A 20455-nucleotide genomic window follows, 5' to 3' on the forward strand; every position below is an offset into this window, starting at 1 on the left:
CCATGCCTATTATCAAATTGCACGAACTGAAGCAAAAACGTAACACCATCGCCACCGACATGCGCGCTCTGAACGACAAGATCGGCGATACCGCCTGGACGGAAGAACAGCGTACCGAGTGGAACAAGGCCAAGGATGAGTTGACCAAGATCGATGAGCAAATCACCCGAGAGGAAGAGTTGCGCGCTCTGGATCAGACCTTTGTGGATGAAAACCAGCAGGAACAGCGCCAGCAGATGAACAACGGGAACCCAGAGCATCAGCAACAGGAAAGACGCGCTGCTGCGTTCGACAAGTTCCTGCGTCAGGGCTTTGCTGAACTGAGCGCCGAAGAGCGTTCCGCTGTGCGTGAGCTGCGCGCCCAAGGTACCTCTCCAGATGAAAAGGGGGGTTACACCGTTCCTACCCAGATGCTGGCTAAAATCGTGGATGCCATGAAAGCTTACGGCGGTATTGCCAGCGTGGCGCAGATCTTGAACTCTTCCAACGGTCAGGACATCACCTGGTCAACGTCTGACGGCACGGCAGAAGAAGGGGAGCTGCTGGGCGAAAACACGGCCGCATCAGAGCAGGATGTTGAGTTCGGTACCGCGATCCTTGGCGCGAAAAAGCTCAGCTCCAAAATCATCCGCGTTTCTAACGAGCTGCTGCAGGATAGCGGGGTTGATATCGAGGCGTATCTGGCTGGCCGCATCGCCCAGCGTATCGGGCGCGGTGAAGCCAAATATATCGTTAAAGGTACCGGCGCAGGCTCACCAGTGCAGCCTAAAGGGCTTGAAGTCTCCGTAACCGGTACGGTGCCGGCCAAGGCGGTAACGCTTGATTGGACGGACATTAACGCCCTGAAGCACAGCATTGATCCTGCCTACCGTAACGGGCCTAAATTCCGCCTGGCATTCAACGATTCCACGCTGAAAACGCTCACTGAGCTGGTGGACGGTAATAAGCGCCCGCTGTGGTTGCCGGATATTGTTGGCGTTGCGCCTGCGTCGGTGCTGGGCATGCAATACGTTATCGATCAGGCCATCGAAGACATGGCACCAGGCAAGAAGTTTGTTTACTGCGGTGACTTCAATCGCTTCATTCTGCGCCGTATCACCTACATGACGTTGAAACGCCTGGTTGAGCGCTATGCCGAGTACGATCAGACCGCGTTCCTGGCGTTCCACCGCTTCGACTGTGTACTTGAAGATGCCTCAGCGATCAAGGCACTTGTCGGTACTGCCAGCAAGTAAGCTATCGAGCTGACGGTACCCGCTACGACAGGTTTTTTTATGCCTGCTATCCAGGAATGGTGGCAGGCATTGGAGGATTTATGGTTCCTTCCCTCGAAGAACTGAAATTACAGTGCCGCATTGATGCTGACGATATTATTGAGGATCAACTCCTCACACTTATGTGCGCAGCCGCCAAACGGAGGGCTGAAAACTTCATTAATCGAACGCTTTATGATGAAGCCGTGCCAGAAGGTGAGGGTGAGGGGCTTGTGATCAGCGCCGATATCAAACTGGCGCTGATGCTACTGGTAGGTCATTGGTTTGAGAGTAGAGAGGAGGCTACAGGGGTACAACAAACCAGTATCCCATTTGGTTTTGCCTCTCTTTTAGAGCCTTACCGATTTATTCCGCTGTAAGGGGGCGCTATGCAAGCAGGCCGACTGCGCCACCGCGTCACCATTCAGAACTTTGTCCCGGTGGAACTCGCTTCCGGGCAGGAACTGGAGGAGTGGCGCGACGGTAAAACCGTTTATGCCGAGGTGAAAGCGATCAGCGGGCGCGAGTTGGTAGCATCCGGCGCAGAGAAGGCAGAAGCCACTATCCGCGTTTGGATGCGTCACCGCACCGATGTTTCTGCCGCCTCTCGGCTTTTGTGTCTGAATGGCCCGTTTAAAGGGGCTGTATTGGAGATTACCGGCCCACCAATCCCCGATCCCAAGGGTAGACGGCTGGAAATTCTCTGTAAAAGTGGGGTGAAACCATGATCAGCGGCAACCTGGATTTTTCCGGCCTGCTCGACATTTCGAAGGATTTGGAGCTGTTGAGCAAGGCCGAGAACCGCAACGTGTTACGCCAGGCTACGCGGGCGGGGGCAAACGTGCTGCGCGATGAAGTCAAAGCCCGAGCCCCAAAGAAAACCGGCAAACTGGCGCGTAATGTCGTTGCGGTAAACATGCGGGCCAAGGATGGCGGGGCGGTGGCTGGGGTGCATATCCGGGGCCGTAACCCTCGAACGGGCAACAGCGACAATTCGATGAAGGCCAGCAACCCGAAAAATGCTTTCTACTGGCGTTTTATCGAGTTGGGTACGGTGAAAATGGCACCGATACCGTTTATCCGGCCTGCCTACAATGCCAAGGAGGCGGAAGCAGTAGAGGCAGCATTTGCCAAGGTTAACGAGGCCATTGATAAGGTGCTTTCAAAATGACCGAAGCCGACCTGAACGCGTTGTTAAAACCGCTGGTGGGCGGGCAGGCTTATCCCTATGTCGTCAAACTGACGCCCAAGGGAGAGCCCGCAGTAAAGCCACCGTGGATCGTCTACACCGTTCCCGATGAAAATCGGGGGGATGTGTTCTGCGGTACTGCCGAAACAGCCTCCATGGTGCAGATCGACGTGTATGCGACCAGCATTGACGAGGCGAAAGCCATACGTGCCAAAGCCGAGGCAGCGGTGACGGTGTTGTTACCCGCAGAAATCCACCTCTTCAGCGGCCATGAACCCGATACCGGCCTTTTTCGTGCCTCATTCGAATTCCGAGTGTGGCAATAACCCAACCCGCTTGCACAACCGCTTACGAGCGGTTTTTTTATGTCTGGAGAAAACGTATGTCAAGTAAGTATGAAAAAACACAAGGCACGTTGATCAGCGTTTCCGCTGGTGAGGTCAGCGAAGCTAATCCTGTTGGGATTACCTGGCTTGCCGCATCGTGCAGCACCAAGGAACTGAGCTACACGGGTGGCCAAAAGGCTGATATCGATGTTACCACGCTGTGCTCGGAAGAACAGGAGATGACAAACGGCCTGAAAGCCCCGTCTGAAATGACCATTGGTAAAAACTGGAGCGGCTACGATGCTGCCCAGGATTCTCTGATGGATGCGTATGACGATGACAGTCGCCGTGCCATTCGTATCGTATTCCCTTCCGGAAACGGCTTTGCCTACCTTGCCGAGGTGCGTCAAAACAGCTGGAGTGCCGCCACATCCGGCATCGTATCCGCCTCATATACGCTGCGCATTATCGGCAAACCGGTACGTATTTACGCTGTAAACATTCCAGTGACTGGCGTCACGCTGGATAAATCCACCGCCTCCGTGGCTGTTGGTGCCAGCATCACACTGACCCCAACTATCGCCCCGGCGTCAGCCACTAACAACGGCATGACCTGGGCATCATCGGCACCCGAAAACGTCATGGTAACCAATAAGGGCGTCATTACCGGTCTTACCCCTGGCAGTTCAACCATCACCGTCAAGACCACGGACGGCGCTAAAACGGCTACGTGTGTCGTGACCGTCACGGACAAATAGGAGCATTAACCCATGGCAGCAAAGAAATTAAGCCTTAAGGCGCTGGCGTCAGCGCCGATGGCAGGGTTTCGTACCAAGTCGGTAACGATCGACGAGTGGGGTGGGGCCAAGGTGATCCTGCGCGAACCCTCTCCCGCCGGTTGGGGCCAGTGGCGCGAGATTATGGAGCCTGAAGAGCTCAAAGAGGGCACAAAGGCGGTTGCGCTTTCCATCACGGAGCAGACCCAGCGCAACATCCGCGCTGACGCGGTGATGTTTATCGATGTTCTGCTCGATGAAGATCAAAATCCGGTATTTACCCGCGAAGAGCTGGACGAGGTTGTGGGTTTTTACGGGCCGGTGCATTCCCGTCTGCTCAAGCAGGCGCTTACCCTGCAAACTTCGCAGGAAGACGCTGAAAAAAAGTCAGAGAGCCAGAAACCTTCTTCTTGATGCAACTGGCTTTACGCCTGGGTAAAACACTGGGCGAGCTGCAGCAGTCAATCAGCGTCAGTGAATTGCGTATGTGGATGGCCTTTAACCGGATAAGCCCGATTGGCGACGAGCGCAATGATTACCACGCGGCGCAAATCGCCACGGCCGTTTTCAACTCCCAGAGAGCGAAAGATCCTCTGTCTATTTCCAGCCAACTTCTGTGTTGGAATAAAGATGAGGAAGCGGAGGACGCGGAAGAAGATACGTCAGGGCTTGAGGCATTTTTGGGAAAACTGGCTGATTAATACCCGCTCACGTAGCGGGTTTTTTTATAGGTGAAATATGGCATCTTTGCGCGAGCTCATCATTAAAATATCGGCCAACTCCAGTTCGTTCCAATCGGAGATCGCCCGCGCCTCACGCATGGGGGCCGATTATCATCGAACCATGACGCAGGGGAACCGCCAGGCGGCGAATGCGACCCGACAAAGTCAACGGGCTTTAGCCGATCTGAACGTGCAACTTGCCACGGTGCGCGGCAGTGCTCTGGCGATGGCGGGGGCTTTCGCCGGGGCGTTTGCTACCGGCAACCTGATCGCGATGGCTGACAACTGGAACTCGCTGAATGCGCGGGTAAAGCTTGCGACGACGTCTGCGCAGGATTTCAGCATTGCACAAACCGAGCTGATGCGGATCAGCCAATATACTGGTTCAACGTTTGAATCTAACGCCAGTCTTTTTTCGAAAGCATCAAGTTCGCTGCGTGAATATGGGTACACAACCAAGGATATTTTGTCTCTTACTGAAGCGTTGTCTACCGGTTTGCAAGTGTCAGGGGCTTCTGCTGCGGACACCGAATCAACAATCACCCAATTATCACAGGCGTTGGGCCGCGGTGTTCTGCGCGGGCAGGATTTCAACTCCGTTGCGCAGTCCGGTGGGCGGATTATGAAAGCGCTGGCGGATGGTCTTGGCGTTGCGCAAAAAGATCTGAAAGGGCTTGCTGATGCTGGAGAACTGACAAACCCGAAGATCGTTCCTGCTTTGATCAGTCAGCTTGGCCAATTGAGGAAAGAATATGAAACGATGCCTAATAGCGTTAGCGCGGCGTCAACCCGCATCAACAACGCATTTATGCAGTGGATTGGCGGGCAGAACCAGGCGACAGGAACCACGGCAGCACTTTCCAGCATCCTGGATGGATTGGCTAAAAACATTGATACCGTCGCATTATCTCTTGGGGCACTGGTGTCTGTTGGCGCTGTGCGCTATTTCGGCGGTATGGTGTCAAGCGTGGGGAGCGCAACAGCGGGCATGGTATCCGCATATCGCGCTGAGGTATCTCTTGCGGCTGCCCAAGTACGCGGCACTCAGGTTGCAACAGCCAGAGCAAGGGCTGCTGAATACCGCGCACAAAAGGCGTTGGCCGCTGCGCGGGGAACGGATGGGCAGGCGGCAGCGGAAAGACGGCTGGAGGCTACGCAGCGTGGCGTTACGCGCAGTATTGCAGCCAGAACTGCCGCACAAGGCGCATTGAATAATGTGACAGGCTTGGGTAGCCGATTAATGTCTGGGGCGCTTGGCCTGGTTGGCGGCTTCCCTGGATTAATTATGGCAGGCGCTGCTGCCTGGTATGTTTATAACCAAAGGCAGGAACAGGCTCAACAGACAGCCATTGCCTATGCGGATTCGCTGGGTTCCGTCGTTGAGAAGATGCGTGAGCTTAATCAGGTGCAACTGAAGGGGGCTCTCGCTGAGGCGGGCGATTCCATCAAGGCACAAAGAGACAATATTGACGATCTGACCTCTGCTCAGGCAAATGCAAAGGCTGAGCTGCTTGAGCGGCTGAAACTGGTCAAGCAGTTCTCCGTTACGCAGGGGGAAAGTAACGGGCATACGACCAATGCGGCTAAACTTCAGAGAAAATACGATAAAATCACTCGTGACCTGAGCGATGCCCAGACCAAACTGGGTAGAACAATTGCAGATCAAGCCAAGTTGCAAGGTGAACTGAACCGTGTAACCACTGAGTCCGAAGCATCGTTTAATGTTTTTAAAAAGGGGCTGGTTGAAACTTTCCACCTGTCAGAAGCTGCGGCGGTGGGGTTGGCGTCAACGCTCCAGGTGCTTAAGGAGCTCAACGCCGAACAGGGAAAATCAGGTACCAGCGTAACCCCTCCTGTTGATACAGCGAAATATGACGACTTCATTAAAAAACAGCAAGAAAGCCTTGCCCTGTTAAAAGTTGAAGGCGTCGAACGGGCTAAACTGAAAGCTGTACAGGATGCCATCAAAGGTGAGGCGCTGAAAGTTGATGGCGCTGGCAATGTCGTTGCTGATATGAAGGATCAAAAAGCAGCTATCGAGGCCAATGCCGTAGCTGAATACAACCTTCAGGAGCAGCAGAAAGAACGCAACAAGACCACCAAGGCAGGGGCCAGTGTCGCGGGTGATTACCAGCAGAAGATCGCCAGCTTGAACAAGGAAATCCAGATTGAAGGTGTCCGGCTAAAAGAGGGTGACGCAGCGGCTGCATTATTCGCTGCATCTCTTGAATCTGGTACAAAGTGGACTGACGCGCAGCGAGCAGGGCTTGAGGAGCTCAATAAGAAACTTGCAGTGGCAAAACAGCGTTGGGAGGATCACAACGCTGCTATTGCTAACGATCCCTACCGACAGGCAGCCGATACTCAGAAAAAGGCCAGTGAACAGCTACAGCGTCAGATTGCAGACGGCGAAATCAACGGGGCGGAGGATATCGCCCGCCGCAAGCAGGATATCGACACCGCCTATCTGCAGGCGAAGGCCGAGGCCGCTCAGCGTTACGCTGTTTCCGGTACCGCCGAGCTGGCCGGTAATGTCGATCCTATCAAGAACCTTGAAAACCAACTGGCTAAACGGCAGGCCCTGATCGAGAGCTACGCCACTGCGGGTGTGGTGTCGCAAAGCCGCGCCAATCAACTCATTGTGGCAGCGGATCGTGAAGCGATGGAGCAGCGTTACCAGGCATCACTGCAACTGTATGCCAGTCAAGGCGATATGCAGAAGATGGCGGTTGACCTGTTCCAGACCTCACAGGAGCGGCTTGGTAATATGCTTACTGGCATGCTGACGGGTACCCAGACATTCAAGGAGGGCATGACTAACCTTTTCGCTTCACTAACGCAATCCATCATTCAAAACCTGATCGACATCGCAGCACAAGCACTGGTAACCAGCTCATTCATGCAGACGATCACCGGCGTAGTCGGTGGGCTTGCCAGTGGCATTGGTGGGGCGGCATCCGGGGTTAGTGGCGCAGCAGGATCGGCAGGAACGGGCGCGATGGGATTGAGCACGAGCTGGACTGAGTATGACCTTGGCGGCTACACAGGTGCTGGCGGTAAATATGAACCCGCTGGTGTGGTGCACCGTGGCGAATTCGTGATGACCAAGGAAGCTACTGAGCGGATCGGTGTAGAGAATCTTTACGGCATGATGCGTGGCTATGCAACGGGCGGGTTAGTTTCTCCTCCCAATGCTAGCGGTTCTCTGGGCGTACGGGCAACGACTGCTAGCCAACCGATCGGTGTGAGTGTTGGCAGTAACGCGCCGATCGTTAATATTACGGTTGAAAGCGGCGGGCAAACGACGACATCAGTACCGCCAGGCATGGAACAGTTTGGTAGTGAAGTGGGCGCGTTTGTCGATCAGCGTTATCGGGCGTTGATTGGTAAGGACTTAGGCCAAGGGGGCAGGATCACCGCGGCAATCAGAGGGGGCAGATAATGGCGCTGGAAACGTTCACTTATGCCGCCAGGCTAAACCCGACAGGCGAGCACTCCTTCCGGGTTCGTGAGGTGCAATTTGGCGATGGCTATAAACAGCAGGTTGGCGATGGGCTGAACACTGATCTCCAAAGCTGGTCATTAACGTTTGTCGGAAACTGGAAGCGTACTTTTGAGATCAAGAGTTTTTTCAAACGCCACGGCGGATATAAGTCCTTTAAATGGATGACGCCAAATTTTGAGCCTGGGTTGTTCACTTGCAAAACGTATCAGGTAACCGCGCTGGGCAAGAATGGTCGCGGCGATCAGATGTACCAGCTCGCGGCCACCTTCGAAGTGGCATTCAGACCGTAGGTAAAACCATGTCTATCAATACCGATCACCAGGTGCTTGAGCCTGGGAGTAAAATACGCCTGTTCGAAGTAGACGGCAGTCAATTTAGCGGGCCTGAGTTGTATTTTCACAGCCACCCGATCCCTTTTACCCCAGCGGAGCTGGAAAAGGCTGGTGATGATCCGGCCAAACTACCGGCAAAATCTATCTGGTTCGGCGGGCGGGAATACAAGCCGTGGCCGGTGGAAATTGAGGGGTTAGAGGTTACAAGCGACGGTACAGCGCCGAGTCCCACGCTGTCGGTCGGTAATATCGATGGTACAGTGGGTTCAATGTGTCTCGCATACCAAAACCTAGCAATGTTTAAGGTCACGATCCGCGACACCTACGCCCATTACCTCGATGCCCGAAACTTTCCGGAGGGCAACCCGCAGGCCGACGCGACACAGCAAAAGGTTGATGTGTGGTATATCGATCGCAAGATAAGCGGCAACAATACCGGCATCCAGTTTGCACTGTCTTCGCCCGCTGACCTGCAAGGCATCATGATCCCAACCCGGCAAATTCACAGCCTTTGCACCTGGTGCATCCGTGGCCAGTATCGCGGGGCATCATGCGGTTACACCGGTACCAAGTATTTTGACGCTGACGGCAAGCCGGTTAGTGATCCGTCGAAAGATGCTTGTTCTGGCCTGCTGTCCACCGGTTGCGAACCTCGCTGGGGAAAGGGCAATCCGTTGCCGTTCGGTGGCTTCCCTGGCTCGGCTCTGTTGAAGAGGTAGTGATGAGAAAGCACATTATCAGCGCTGTGATGGCGCATGCTGAAGAGGCATATCCCGCCGAGTGCTGTGGGCTGGTGGTGCAAGTCGGCAAGCGGCAACAATATTTGCGCTGTCGAAATACCGCCTCGGAGCCTACCGAGCAATTTAGCATGCATCCGGAGGACTATGCGGCGGCAGAAGATGAAGGGGAGATCGTGGCTATCGTTCACAGCCACCCTGACGCTACAACGCAGCCGAGCCAGCTCGATATAGCGCAATGTGACCTGTCACAACTGCCGTGGATTATCGCAAGCTGGCCGGAAGGCGATATCAGAACGATTATACCCATTGAGGGTATAAAACCGCTGCTGGGCCGTACGTTCGTGCATGGCATATGGGATTGTTACGCTATCGTGCGGGACTGGTATCAGTTGGAGTGCGATATCACGATACCCAACTTCGAGCGTTCGGATGGCTGGTGGGAGCGCGGCGAAAACCTTTACATGCAGCACTATGCCGAGGCTGGATTTATACCGGCTACCGGTGATCTGCTGGTGGGGGACGTAATTATTATGCAGGTGCGTGCCGACGAGCCGAACCACGCAGGGGTATATCTCGGCAGTGGGGTTATGCTCCACCACATGTATGGTCAACTAAGTAAGCATGTTCCTTATGATGGATATTGGCAGGATAGGACGATTATCACGCTTCGCTATAGTGCCTGATCTGCTATTATCTTTCCTTGACCATAAGAGGGATAACAGAATGCGGAAGTTACTTTTAGCCTTTGCGGCCACAACTCTATTGTCTGGGTGTGCTACGGACGCGGTTCCAGTAAAAGAGGCCATTACTGCGCCAAATGAGCGCGTTTTTAATTATCAAGATTCATCGAAAGGCGACTCATCCCTCACTATCATTAGAGATAGCGGGGTGGTTGGTGGTGGTTGTTATATAACAGTGTTTTTAAATGGCGCAAGAGTAGCGAAGTTAGATACTAAAGAGAAAGCAACATTTCATATTAATAGTGGTGAATGGATTGTTGGAGCAGGGCATGAAGGAAGGGGGTTGTGTTCTGGGGGGAAAGAAAGGCAAGAGCGTGATTTTATAATTAAGCCTGGTGAAGAGAAGGATTTAAGAGTTTTCACTGATAATAATGGTAATGTGGATATAAAACCAACCACCATTCAGTAAATCTAATTTTCATATAAAAGGTCGCAAAGCGGCCTTTTATACTTTGGAGGGAGCATGAATACTACACCGCATGAATATAGAATGGTCAGACTATATGGCATTCTTGGGGCGAGGTTTGGCCGGGTTCATAAACTGGTCATATCAACCCCAAAAGAAGCTATCAAGGCACTTTCTATAACTATTCCTGGCTTTGAGCGTTTTTTGAAAACAGCTAAAGAAAGAGGGCTAACCTTCTCTGTTTTTATTGGGAAGAAGAATATCGGCAAAGATGAGCTTGAGTTCTCAGGATGTGAAGATATCCGTATTGCTCCAATGATTATCGGCAGTAAAAAGGCTGGTGTTTTCCAAACAATTCTAGGTGCCGTAATAGTAGCTGCGTCAGCAATCGGCTATTACTTTGCACCAGGAAACCCATTCTCAACTTTTGGTTTTCAAATGGGGGGCGCAATGATGCTCGGCGGGGCGATTCAGATGCTATCACCCCAGCAGGGCGGCCTTGCTCGACGTGAAAGCCCAGATAATAAGCCGTCCTATGCTTTTGGCGGGCCAGTGAACACGATCGCCCAAGGGAATCCCGTCCCGATTCTTTATGGAAAGCGCCGGATCGGTGGTGCCATCATCTCTGCGGGGATTTTTGCGGAAGACCAGCAGTAAGTAACCTGCTTTCCTCATTGGCCAGCCTCGAGCTGGTTTTTTTACGCCTGGAGAAAACCAATGTCTGTGATAGAAGGCCGCAAGGGCGGCGGCGGTGATGCGCGCACACCTGTAGAATCCAATGACTCTCTGCAATCCACCTCTTATGCAAAAATCCTGTTGGCGCTTGCCGAAGGGGAGTTGGCCGGTGGTTTGGATGGTACCAACATTTTTCTTGATGGCACCCCGATCATTAGCCATGACGGTTCGGAAAACTTTCCCGGTGTGAAGTGGGCGTTTCGCCCTGGCACCCCCGACCAGGACTATATTCCCGGTATGCCGGATGTCGAGAACGAGATCACCGTTAGCACCGAGCTCACCAGCCTAAAACCGTGGGTTCGTTCGCTGACTAATACACAGCTTTCCGCCTGCCGTATTCGTTTTTCGTGGTCACAGCTGCACCTGCAGCAGGATAATGGCGATGTGGTTGGTTATCGCATCGAGTACGCGATCGACGTTGCGACAGACGGAGGTGCTTATCGTGAAATGCTGACCGCGGCGGTTGATGGTAAAACCACGACCAAATACGAGCGTAGCCACCGCATAGATTTACCGAAAGCGTTCAGCGGCTGGCAGATCCGTGTACGCCGCCTAACACCGAACAGCACCAGTAACCGGGTAGCCGATAAGATGGTTATTGAGTCGATTACGGAGATGATCGACGTGAAACTCCGGTACCCAGAAACGGCTCTGTTATTCGTCCAGTTCGACGCGAAACAGTTTCAGAACATCCCGCAAGTTTCCTGTGAGCCGAAAGGTAGCGTGGTCCGCATTCCCACGACCTACGACCCGATCAGTCGCACCTACACCGGTACTTGGAACGGCAGCTTCAAATGGGCATGGACGAATAACCCTGCGTGGGTGTTTTATGATCTTCTTATCAATGACCGCTACAGCATTGGCAGTCGTGTGAAAGCCGAGAACCTTGCGCTCACCAAGTGGGATTTGTACGCCATTGCGCAATATTGCGATCAGCTTGTTCCTGATGGTCGCGGGGGTAGCGGTACTGAGCCACGCTTTCTCTGTGATGCTTACATTCAGTCCCAAGAGGAAGCCTGGACGGTTTTACGTGACTTCGCGAACATCTTCCGAGGCATGACCTACTGGGCAAACAACAGTATGAATGCGCTGGCAGACATGCCCCGCGACGTGGATTACATTTATACCCGCGCCAACGTCAAAGACGGGCTGTTTACAGAGAGTAGCGCCAGCGAAAAGACGCACTACAGCACGGCAATGGTGAGCTGGAGCGATCCGGCCAACGGCTACCAGGACTCCGTAGAGTCGGTCTTCGATAACGAGCTTATCCGCCGCTACGACGTCAAGCAGGCCGATCTGACCGCCATCGGCTGCACCCGGCAAACCGAAGCGATCCGCCGCGGAAAGTGGCTACTGCTGACCAATGACAAAGACCGCGTGATTAACTTCACTGTGGGCATGGATGGCAATATCCCGCTGCCGGGGTGGATCATCGGTGTTGCAGATGAGGCAATGGCTGGCCGCCCGCTTGGTGGCCGTATCAGTGCTGTTTCTGGCCGCAACATCACGCTTGATCGCGTGTCGTCGGCAAAGGTCGGTGAGCGTCTGATTGTGAACCTGCCCAGCGGCAAATCACAGGCCAGGACAATCAGTGCCGTGAGCGGAAAAGTAGTCACTGTCTCGACCGGCTACAGCGAAGTGCCAGTGTCAGACTGCGTATGGGCTGTGGATGCGACCGACCTGGCCATTCAACAATTCCGCGTCACTGGCATCACTGAAAAAGAAGACGGTGTTTCGTTCGATATAACGGCCATCGAGTATGATCCGAATAAGTACGCCCGCATCGACACAGGCGCACGTATCGAAGACCGCCCGATCACTGTCATTCCACCTGGCGTTCAGGCTCCACCGCAGAACGTTAAGATCGGCAGCTTTACAAAGGTAAGCCAAGGGCTGGCTGTAACCACATTGCGCGTTACGTGGGATTCGGTCGAAGGGGCGATCGCTTACGAATCGGAGTGGCGGCGTGATAATGGCAACTGGATACCCGGCCCCCGTACATCAACGCTCGGTTTCGAAGTTGCTGGCATTTACGCAGGCCGCTATCAATCCCGCGTCCGCGCGATTAACGCTGCTGAAATTTCGAGTGTCTGGGCAAATGCCATGGAAACGCAGCTTAACGGCAAGGAAGGGAAGCCACCCAAGCCTGTGGGGTTTACTGCATCGCCGTTATTGTGGGGGATAGCACTCAGTTGGGGATTTCCTTCGGGTGCTGAAGATACGCTTAAGACGGAAATTCAATATTCTGATAACCCCGCGGGCAATAACGCCATGCTGCTTTCAGACGTACCCTATCCGCAGCGCAGTTATGAACAATCAGGGCTGAAAGCGGGCCAGGAATTCTGGTATCGCGCGCGATTGGTTGATCGCACAGGAAACCAGGGCGACTGGATTGAGTGGGTGCGGGGGCAATCCAACGCCAATGGAGGGGATTATCTTGAAAATATTGGTGATGGCTTTATGTCATCGGCAGATGGTGATCGTCTTACCAGCCAGATCAACATGAGCCTCGACGGCATTCTCCAGGATGCACTGGCCAATAACGCCACTGTGGATCACCAGTGGGCGCAGTACGGCGAAGTGCGTGCCGATATCCTGGTTGTCAAAACAACGATTGCTGAGGTTGATAAGGCATTTGCTGAAATGTCGACGCAGGTGCAGGCGCAGATCGGGGACGTTACCGCGGCTCTGGAAGATAAACTGACGGCTACGGTTGATGTTGCTGGCGCAACTGCGGTGCATACGCTGAAAGCCGGTGTAAAGATAAATGGCGTGTATTACAGCGCCGGGATGTCTATTGCGGTATTGGCGCAAGCTGGCCAGCCAGTAGTAACTCGCGTTGGATTTAATGCCAATCAGTTCGTACTGATGAGTGGTAGTGGCAGTAATCAATATTCGCCTTTTGCTGTGGTTAACGGGCAGGTGTTTATCAGCGATGCATTTATTCAGGATGCATCAATTACTTCTGCAAAAATTAAGCATGCATCAATCGGTGGTGCTCAAATTACGGATTATCTCCAGTCAGATAATTACTCCCCCGGAAGCGTTGGAATGAAGCTGGGCTTTAGGAATGGTTATGTTGAAATCAATGGTTCAGTACCTGGGCTTGGACGAACTGTTGTCAATAACGATGGTGTGGCAGTTTACGACAGTGCAGGGCAAATAAGAACAAAGCTCGGGAGGATATATTGAGCCGATACGGACTTGTAGTTTATCCCAAAGATGGTGGCGCGGGTGTAGATATCAGTAACGGTTCTAAAGCCTGCGCCTATCGTGGCTTTTTTAACCCAGAGTTTGACCAAAACGGAGAAACATGGTCATACCCGGACCTCTCGCCTGGAGCCTCATTATTTATTGTCCCAAGAAGAACGGTTGCCATTATTCAAACAGGCGCGGTTCCCAGAGTAATATCATGCAGTGGTGTGCAAATATCGGGAGGTACAGTGCATGCCTGGTTTGATGGATTTAATTCCAGGCAGGACAAAGGCAGGCGTCCCATCGAGTTTGATGCCTTTCAGGTATCAGGAGCTGGAGGTGTACCTCGTTATGGACTCCAGCTTATCGATGCAACAGATTACAGCGAAATTAACGATCTGGGCGTTGCGGGGAAATGCGTCTGGCGTGGTGTTGTTACCGTGCGCGGCGCCTGGGCAATCCCCGACATTCCTGATCGTGCCAACGCGATTGTTTTTGCTTACTGGGATCGTGATGATCGCGCTGTGGATTTTGACCGTGAAAGCATGACTGTGAATGTCTATAGAGAAGCAGGTAGAGATGTCATCAGCGACGGCAGTGCAGATTGCCAGATGTGGATATGCATCTTTTCAAACGGCTCTTATCCGGTTCCTCCACGCTATGGATTGGCAATCTGGAATGCCGCAGGGCAATGCACATTCTCCTCTGATAATGCACCGATGCTTTATCGTGGTAATTCATTAAACACACAGCGTATACCGGGTAACTATGCATACCCCGTAGCGGCCACAGCAAAGCCACTGGTGCCGATTTGCCGCCTTGGTATTCATGATGGAATGAATTTATCGAATAACTATCTTGATTATCGCCATGCTGGAATGCGAATGGCTGGCGGTGGCGTTACAGCCTGGCGCACGAAATATATCAACAGTTACGACCATAGCAAAATCAATATTCAGTATCGGCTGACAACAATCAATCTGCCCGTACTGGACGCCGCAGATTATTTTAGTCTTTAAATAAGGGGCAGCTTATGCCAGCAGGAACTATCACGCTCACGACCAACTCGGCTACCGTTAAAGGCGCGGGTACGGCGTTCATCACAGAACTGAAGCCCGGCGATTTTGTTGTAGCGGTTGTCGGTGGTGTTACGTATACGCTGCCGGTGAAAACCGTCGATAACGCGACGCAGGTGACGCTAGTCCGCGTCTACGATGGACCTACGCAAGCCGGAGCAGCATGGTCAGCCGTGCCGCGTGAAACACAGAACTCAATCACCGCCCAGCTCGTCGCTGAAGCATCAAGAGCGCTGCGCGGGTTGAACTATGATAAAGAAAATTGGCAACAGGTATTCAGCGGCACGGGTAATGTCACGGTCAAGTTGCCCGATGGCAGCACGTTCACCGGGCCAGCATGGCGAGGTTACGCAGGACAATTATCTATTCTAAGAAATGATATTAATACAGTAGCGGAGACAACCGCAGGTAAGTTAGCAAAAGATAAAAATCTATCTGACTTAAGCGATAAAGCCGCCGCTCGTACTAGCCTTGGCCTGGGAACAGCAGCAACGGCTAACGTAGGTGCCAATAGTAATCAAATCATGTTAAATGGCGCATGGGGGCTGGGGGGGAGCTATAAAGGATTTAAAACCATTAATAGCAATAATGTTAATTACCTACTTAATGAACTTGGCGAGCGTGGCCTTACAGCCTTTAGAAACAATACGCCAATAAATGACAACGGTGACGGATGGTATACTCCTGCTTGGGGACCGTCGATATGGTGCCGAACAGAAGACGTTTATGCTGCGTTTAACATGGCATCAACAGCAAACCATCTATCAGTATCATGTGGCAACCTTCGCGAAGGCTGGGTAATGCACAAAGTCATTTGGCATAGTTTTAATACAGTTGTTGATGGTAATGGATTTATTAAGAAAGCCTCGCCAATAACGAGTATTTATCGGGATGGCACCTGCAAAAACAATATGGAGTCGGAGGGAGTTACCTGCAAGCGGCTTGATGTAGGCATTTATCACGTTGATGGGTGTTTGGGTTTTTATAACGATAATGGTTGGAAATTCGAAGTACCCAAGGACGAAAACGGCAGTGCATTATTGTGGGTGGACTATGAAGTTAAAAAGGACGGCTCAATTATATTCAAGACGTACCACAGGACAAATGATTGTCCCATTTCTGCGTTGCAGAATAACATTGACGGTTACGCCAATGGTGACAGCATCGATATCCCTGAAGGTAAGTTTTTAATGGTTCGCCTAAACGTTCCAAACAGTCAATTCGCCGAATATGTTCCGGATGATTCAATCCCCATACCAGAGTCGGCATTAGCTGACTAAAAAGTCAGGCTGGTCAATGGATATCCCAGGTGGCCGCTGGATTGATCTGCGTGTTGAGATGCCGCCCTGGATGAGCTGTATTCGGAGCTTGCACAGGGTGAAACGCCCGTACCTATCTAAGAGCCCAGGAAGTGACAACCAGGCTGGGAGAAATCCCGGGTTGCAATTTCTGAGTTATCGACTACGTTTACTAGCGCAGTATAGTTATCATTTAAATCAAAGGAATTGTTATGATTAAGAAAGCGTTAATTATCTCCATGTTTGCTCTGGGTCTACCTTCTTTCGCTTCCATTGCTGCCGATGCTACAACTATGGCACATGAAGAGGCAGCGGTTAAGCATGAAACCGCCGCTAAGCACCACAAGAAGGCTGCTAAGCATCATAAAGAAGGAAAGCACGAAGAAGCCAAGAAAGAATCAGCTTCGGCAATGGAACACTCTAAAGTTGCTCATGAAAAAACCATGGCTGCTGATGCAGAAAGTGCCAAGAAGTAAATTTTAATAGTGCTGCCCCTGTATCATTTTGGCAATGCGTGCTGAATTTTCAATAACGATACTGGGGCAGTACTCTGCACTGGATAGCTATCTGTCAGTTCCGCTAACAGTCATGCTGGATGCATGCAGAACTGGAAGAATTAATGCCATGCCCACCAAGTGATTATGTTGAAAGCAGCAGCCGATATCAGAAGAACTACTGTGATTAAAAAATTGGTGTCAATGTCTGGCTTCAAGCAAAAATCCTTCCGTGGTGGCATCAAGTTATGAAATATAGTCACTATCCACGAATTTGCAATATTCACGACTGAAACCAGTCATCAGCACTTTCCCACGTCTCCTGCAGTATTTCCTCGATCGCCTCTCTATCTGCTGGTGTCGCCCTGCCAACTGATAGCCCATCCATGCCACCTAGCCGAACAGTAGCCACCGCGTCAGGAAACTTACGCTGTAGGCGCTTGTTCAGTTCAATGGCCAGAGCAGACGCAGCACCTGCCGGCAGCTTTTTTTTCTTATCGATAGTCACTTCAATATGCAGCATGGTTTAGCCCTCCACGATTTAACTGTTTATTTGTACAGTTAAATTATTCTTTGTTCAATATGGATTTTAGCAAAGCTTCAAATTTTTCGAGAAGGAAGGTTTTAAGAATAGGTGCCAGGTGAAACGCCTGTACATATCTAAGAAATCAAGGAGTGATTAGCAGCCCCGTTAGAAATCCCTGTCTCTACGTTACGATGGGGCATAAATGGGGCAAAAACTTTGCAAATATGGGTAGAGCTGAGCTGGAAAGACTAAACAGTAAAGGTAGAAAAGTGCAGTTAAAACATAGGATAAGCAGTGTTAAGCAGACCTGGTAAAAAGAGGCTCAGTACTGTATAGACGTATTGAGCCACGTTGCTCCGAGCCTCTCTATCAGTTTTTATAGGATGTCTGGCGGCCTGAGTGTAGCCCGTTTCAGCACCGGTTCCCAGATCCCCTATGACGATCGCCAAGTATAACCGCTAATGCTCACCATTAGGTGAACTTTGCTGTTTCTTAAGGGGTGACGACGATCGCCACGCGACGGTTTTCAGCACGCCCGCTGGAGGTGGCGTTACTGGCTACCGGTTGGCGTTTACCCATGCCGCGAGTTTCTATATTGGCACGCGGGATGCCGACACCAGCCAGGACATCGGCCACGGCGTTGGCGCGGCGCAGTGAAAGCTGGTCGTTGTAGCTGTCTTCACCGTAGTTATCTGTGTGGCCGTCCAGGCGGAATTGCACGATGTCTACGCTCTTCAGCGCCTTGCCCATCTTCTCGACAATCTCGGTACTTTGCGGGCTCAATTTACCGACGTTGTTACCGAACAGCACCTTGTCGGAAAAACCAAACTCCCAACCGTTTTCGGTCAGTTTGAACCCCTGTGCCTGCAGTAAAGCGATCTGTTCTGCCGTCAGCCCTTGTGGCTTGCTCTGGCAGCCTGCCAGCGTGAGCAAGGTGATAAACACTAATGCCAGTAGGGAAAAAGACCGTTTAAAATTTTGCTGTAACATTGATTTTTCTCTTTTTGGTTGTTTGAGACCCGGTGCTGACGCTATTTGCGCATCGCTAACCGCCAGCCTCCATGGGACAGGTGTTTTGCCCGGTACATTGCGTCATCCGCTTCGTGCAGCAGTTCCTGAGTGGTAGAGGCATGTTCAGGGTAAAATGCGATGCCGATACTCAGTGCGGCGATCACTCTTTCCTTGTTGGGCAACACAATGGGTTGTTGCATACACTCGATGATGATGTCGGCAATCGGCAGCACATCGTTGGTGTCTTTGAGCGGTGCCAGCAGGATGGCGAATTCATCGCCCCCCATCCGGGCGACCAGATCGTGCTTGCGCAACCTGCTGCGCAGGCGTTCTGCGATGGTGATCAAGACGGTATCACCGGCAGCATGGCCATGGTTATCGTTCACCTCCTTGAAACGATTGCCGTCGATAAACAGTACCGCCAGCTTTTCATCGGGTTCGAGCTCTGACAGCGCGCGGCCCAACTGAGCTTCAAAGAAGGCCCGGTTTGGCAACCCGGTCAGGCTGTCGTGGGTGGCTTGGTGGGTTAATGCGTCATTTTCTTGTTGCAGGTGCCGTTGCCAGGCTTCGATTTCATCCAGCAGGCCGTTAAAATCACAGCTCAGTTCGTGCAGTTCGGCAATCGGTGCTGAAGGCACCCGCAGTTCGAAAGTCCGATCGCGGCGTACCGTATGGGCAACATTGGTGATATCGTCCAAGGAGGTCACGATCCCTCTGAGCATTCTGCGGGAAAGTATCAGGGCGCACAATGTACTGAGCATCAGGCAGGCAATCATGCCTACCATGCCGCGCAGCAAGAATTTCAGCAGACTGCTGCCATTGCCGGTCAGCCAGACCAGACCTATCTGTTTGCCTTCACGGGCAATGGGCAAAACCACCGCTTCCGGCAAGATCCAGCGGGCCACCATCTGTTCCAACCCATGCAATGGGCTATCCGCTGGGTGGCTCCAACTGGCCAAAGCGACACCCTGCATATTCAGGATTTTAGCCTCTGACACTTCTTCGTTGGAAGCGATCAGCATCAACGCTTCGCGAGCGGCGGGGCGGTCTTCAAACACCACGGCGGCTTCAGCGGTATAACTGATCGAGCGGGCAATCAGATGCAGGTTATGGTTGGCATAGGCTCGAAGGGCAAACAGCGCAAGCAACGTCAGGAAGATCCCTGCGGCACCGACGGCGATCAACGCCAGACTCAGGTTCATCCGTTGCAGCACTTGGCCCAGCGTAGGGCGAGAGGTAGCCGAACCTTTGTGACCTAACAGTTTCATTGCGGCGGCCCCTTTTTACGCGCCAACTGCAGCACGTTAGGGTGCACACGCACGCCACTGCGCGCCAGTGAGTCCAGATTCACTTTAAAACCCGCCTGATCGTTGCTGATTTGCAAACAAAAGGCACTGCCAACAGCACATTCCATATCCTTTTCGCTGATGCTGAGGATCGAGTGACCCGAAATCCGGTGGAAGAAATCTTGTTTCTGGGCGTCATTAACGTCGCCCAAATACACTACATCGCAGCTAGTTGCCAACTGCGGATTATCTATCTCGATCCGCAAGGTTTTGATTGGCTGCGGTGCTGTCAGCAACACTGGGTCGAACAGACCTTCGGCATACTGGACAGGCGCAGTCACGCACAAGCGGATCGGATCAGGTTTGGCGGGCCAGCGAGCATAGCTGATAATCCCCACCACCACGGTGGTGACGGTATGAATGCGTTTTTGGTAGGGATCTTGTGTATCAGCCCCGGCCAAGCTGGGAAACGTCAACAGAGCCAGCAGCAGTATCGGTAACATGCGACGCGATCGGACCGGGTTGCTACATAAACCCAGTGTCCTGACAGCCAACTTCCTGGCCTTTATCGACATCTTCATTTGCCATTCCTGCCTACGGCCGGCTTGATGGCACGGCAGTCTGATACTAAATAATTGAGCCTAGTCGAAAAGGGTAAAACTTTGCCGCGTACCATCAATCGCACTACCAAAAAAGCATAACCTGACCGTCTTGAGGGCGAATTGTATTATAAGAGCAGTTTGTTGTGCGCTTTATGCTCGGTTTTATGAGATTTTTCCTAGGTATTTTTAACGTTATAAAACGCCCGGCAGGGTTTGCCGGGCGTTTTAGTGAAAATTGCGAGT

General features: G+C 52.3%; 22 protein-coding genes and 1 pseudogene. 19 read left to right on the forward strand and 4 right to left on the reverse strand.

Going from position 1 to position 20455, the window contains the following annotated elements:
* Positions 1-11: 11 nt before the first annotated feature.
* The 19 genes and pseudogenes from KGP21_RS04495 (at position 12) to KGP21_RS04580 (ending at position 16769) form a co-directional block, all read left to right on the forward strand.
* Positions 12-1235 carry a phage major capsid protein gene (locus KGP21_RS04495; RefSeq protein ID WP_223538502.1) on the forward strand — a complete coding sequence of 408 codons (1224 nt, stop codon included), beginning with the start codon at positions 12-14 and terminating at the stop codon, positions 1233-1235.
* An 80-nt stretch (positions 1236-1315) separates the two neighbouring features.
* Positions 1316-1633, forward strand: a complete 318-nt coding sequence (locus KGP21_RS04500; RefSeq protein ID WP_223537369.1) for a head-tail connector protein — start codon at positions 1316-1318, stop codon at positions 1631-1633.
* A 9-nt stretch (positions 1634-1642) separates the two neighbouring features.
* Positions 1643-1981 (forward strand): phage head closure protein, encoded by a 339-nt coding sequence (locus KGP21_RS04505; protein WP_223537373.1) that lies wholly within the window; start codon positions 1643-1645, stop codon positions 1979-1981.
* Complete coding sequence (locus KGP21_RS04510) at positions 1978-2424, forward strand: HK97-gp10 family putative phage morphogenesis protein (RefSeq protein ID WP_223537375.1); 447 nt, start codon at positions 1978-1980, stop codon at positions 2422-2424. Before KGP21_RS04505 ends, KGP21_RS04510 begins: the two co-directional genes overlap by 4 nt.
* Positions 2421-2768: a DUF3168 domain-containing protein gene (locus tag KGP21_RS04515; protein WP_223537378.1), complete on the forward strand. Its 348-nt coding sequence runs from the start codon at positions 2421-2423 to the stop codon at positions 2766-2768. The genes KGP21_RS04510 and KGP21_RS04515 overlap by 4 nt, the downstream gene beginning before the upstream one ends.
* A gap of 56 nt (positions 2769-2824) precedes the next feature.
* Positions 2825-3271, forward strand: a pseudogene (locus KGP21_RS29700) (phage tail protein); the annotation flags it as partial.
* Positions 3272-3310: 39 nt separating this feature from the next.
* Complete coding sequence (locus KGP21_RS29705) at positions 3311-3526, forward strand: Ig domain-containing protein (protein ID WP_371824856.1); 216 nt, start codon at positions 3311-3313, stop codon at positions 3524-3526.
* A 12-nt stretch (positions 3527-3538) separates the two neighbouring features.
* On the forward strand, positions 3539-3958 hold the full coding sequence (locus KGP21_RS04525; protein WP_223537382.1) for a phage tail assembly chaperone: 420 nt from the start codon (positions 3539-3541) through the stop codon (positions 3956-3958).
* Positions 3958-4245 carry a DUF4035 domain-containing protein gene (locus KGP21_RS04530; protein ID WP_223537384.1) on the forward strand — a complete coding sequence of 96 codons (288 nt, stop codon included), beginning with the start codon at positions 3958-3960 and terminating at the stop codon, positions 4243-4245. The genes KGP21_RS04525 and KGP21_RS04530 overlap by 1 nt, the downstream gene beginning before the upstream one ends.
* A 211-nt stretch (positions 4246-4456) precedes the next feature.
* Positions 4457-7708 (forward strand): tape measure protein, encoded by a 3252-nt coding sequence (locus tag KGP21_RS04535; RefSeq protein ID WP_223537386.1) that lies wholly within the window; start codon positions 4457-4459, stop codon positions 7706-7708.
* A complete protein-coding gene (locus KGP21_RS04540) occupies positions 7708-8061 on the forward strand; it encodes a phage tail protein (protein ID WP_223537389.1) in 354 nt (117 codons plus the stop codon). Before KGP21_RS04535 ends, KGP21_RS04540 begins: the two co-directional genes overlap by 1 nt.
* 8 nt (positions 8062-8069) lie before the next feature.
* A complete protein-coding gene (locus tag KGP21_RS04545) occupies positions 8070-8822 on the forward strand; it encodes a phage minor tail protein L (protein WP_223537392.1) in 753 nt (250 codons plus the stop codon).
* 2 nt (positions 8823-8824) lie between these two features.
* Entirely contained in the window at positions 8825-9526 is a 702-nt protein-coding gene (locus KGP21_RS04550; RefSeq protein ID WP_223537395.1) for a C40 family peptidase, read from the forward strand.
* A gap of 40 nt (positions 9527-9566) precedes the next feature.
* On the forward strand, positions 9567-9992 hold the full coding sequence (locus KGP21_RS04555; protein WP_223537397.1) for a hypothetical protein: 426 nt from the start codon (positions 9567-9569) through the stop codon (positions 9990-9992).
* 54 nt (positions 9993-10046) lie between these two features.
* On the forward strand, positions 10047-10646 hold the full coding sequence (locus tag KGP21_RS04560; RefSeq protein WP_223537398.1) for a tail assembly protein: 600 nt from the start codon (positions 10047-10049) through the stop codon (positions 10644-10646).
* A gap of 60 nt (positions 10647-10706) precedes the next feature.
* Positions 10707-13916: a host specificity protein J gene (locus tag KGP21_RS04565; protein WP_223537399.1), complete on the forward strand. Its 3210-nt coding sequence runs from the start codon at positions 10707-10709 to the stop codon at positions 13914-13916.
* Positions 13913-14938 carry a DUF6453 family protein gene (locus KGP21_RS04570; protein WP_223535725.1) on the forward strand — a complete coding sequence of 342 codons (1026 nt, stop codon included), beginning with the start codon at positions 13913-13915 and terminating at the stop codon, positions 14936-14938. The genes KGP21_RS04565 and KGP21_RS04570 overlap by 4 nt, the downstream gene beginning before the upstream one ends.
* A gap of 14 nt (positions 14939-14952) precedes the next feature.
* Entirely contained in the window at positions 14953-16275 is a 1323-nt protein-coding gene (locus tag KGP21_RS04575) for a DUF3430 domain-containing protein (protein WP_223535723.1), read from the forward strand.
* A gap of 230 nt (positions 16276-16505) precedes the next feature.
* Entirely contained in the window at positions 16506-16769 is a 264-nt protein-coding gene (locus tag KGP21_RS04580; RefSeq protein WP_223535721.1) for a hypothetical protein, read from the forward strand.
* 301 nt (positions 16770-17070) lie between these two features.
* Here the strand turns inward: KGP21_RS04580 and KGP21_RS04585 are convergent, their stop codons facing one another.
* From KGP21_RS04585 to KGP21_RS04600, 4 genes are all read right to left on the reverse strand, one after another.
* A complete protein-coding gene (locus tag KGP21_RS04585) occupies positions 17071-17307 on the reverse strand; it encodes a DinI-like family protein (protein ID WP_223538503.1) in 237 nt (78 codons plus the stop codon).
* Positions 17308-17805: 498 nt separating this feature from the next.
* Complete coding sequence (locus KGP21_RS04590; protein ID WP_059199697.1) at positions 17806-18303, reverse strand: OmpA family protein; 498 nt, start codon at positions 18301-18303, stop codon at positions 17806-17808.
* Positions 18304-18344: 41 nt separating this feature from the next.
* Entirely contained in the window at positions 18345-19592 is a 1248-nt protein-coding gene (locus KGP21_RS04595) for a diguanylate cyclase domain-containing protein (RefSeq protein WP_209528876.1), read from the reverse strand.
* Positions 19589-20191, reverse strand: coding sequence for a YfiR family protein (locus KGP21_RS04600; protein ID WP_059199699.1), 603 nt, complete (start codon positions 20189-20191; stop codon positions 19589-19591). Before KGP21_RS04600 ends, KGP21_RS04595 begins: the two co-directional genes overlap by 4 nt.
* Between the last annotated feature and the right edge of the window lie 264 nt (positions 20192-20455).

It is taken from the genome of Serratia sp. JSRIV004 (assembly GCF_019968705.1).
GTDB lineage: Bacteria > Pseudomonadota > Gammaproteobacteria > Enterobacterales > Enterobacteriaceae > Chania > Chania fonticola_B.

Coding starts and splice junctions, on each gene's coding strand:
- KGP21_RS04575 (WP_223535723.1), top strand. CDS start 14,953: ATGCCAGCAGGAACTATCACGCTCACGACCAACTCGGCTACCGTTAAA.
- KGP21_RS04550 (WP_223537395.1), top strand. CDS start 8,825: ATGAGAAAGCACATTATCAGCGCTGTGATGGCGCATGCTGAAGAGGCA.
- KGP21_RS04540 (WP_223537389.1), top strand. CDS start 7,708: ATGGCGCTGGAAACGTTCACTTATGCCGCCAGGCTAAACCCGACAGGC.
- KGP21_RS04515 (WP_223537378.1), top strand. CDS start 2,421: ATGACCGAAGCCGACCTGAACGCGTTGTTAAAACCGCTGGTGGGCGGG.
- KGP21_RS04595 (WP_209528876.1), bottom strand. CDS start 19,592: ATGAAACTGTTAGGTCACAAAGGTTCGGCTACCTCTCGCCCTACGCTG.
- KGP21_RS04545 (WP_223537392.1), top strand. CDS start 8,070: ATGTCTATCAATACCGATCACCAGGTGCTTGAGCCTGGGAGTAAAATA.
- KGP21_RS04555 (WP_223537397.1), top strand. CDS start 9,567: ATGCGGAAGTTACTTTTAGCCTTTGCGGCCACAACTCTATTGTCTGGG.
- KGP21_RS04590 (WP_059199697.1), bottom strand. CDS start 18,303: ATGTTACAGCAAAATTTTAAACGGTCTTTTTCCCTACTGGCATTAGTG.
- KGP21_RS04510 (WP_223537375.1), top strand. CDS start 1,978: ATGATCAGCGGCAACCTGGATTTTTCCGGCCTGCTCGACATTTCGAAG.
- KGP21_RS04525 (WP_223537382.1), top strand. CDS start 3,539: ATGGCAGCAAAGAAATTAAGCCTTAAGGCGCTGGCGTCAGCGCCGATG.
- KGP21_RS04560 (WP_223537398.1), top strand. CDS start 10,047: ATGAATACTACACCGCATGAATATAGAATGGTCAGACTATATGGCATT.
- KGP21_RS04580 (WP_223535721.1), top strand. CDS start 16,506: ATGATTAAGAAAGCGTTAATTATCTCCATGTTTGCTCTGGGTCTACCT.
- KGP21_RS04565 (WP_223537399.1), top strand. CDS start 10,707: ATGTCTGTGATAGAAGGCCGCAAGGGCGGCGGCGGTGATGCGCGCACA.
- KGP21_RS04530 (WP_223537384.1), top strand. CDS start 3,958: ATGCAACTGGCTTTACGCCTGGGTAAAACACTGGGCGAGCTGCAGCAG.
- KGP21_RS04500 (WP_223537369.1), top strand. CDS start 1,316: ATGGTTCCTTCCCTCGAAGAACTGAAATTACAGTGCCGCATTGATGCT.
- KGP21_RS04505 (WP_223537373.1), top strand. CDS start 1,643: ATGCAAGCAGGCCGACTGCGCCACCGCGTCACCATTCAGAACTTTGTC.
- KGP21_RS04600 (WP_059199699.1), bottom strand. CDS start 20,191: ATGAAGATGTCGATAAAGGCCAGGAAGTTGGCTGTCAGGACACTGGGT.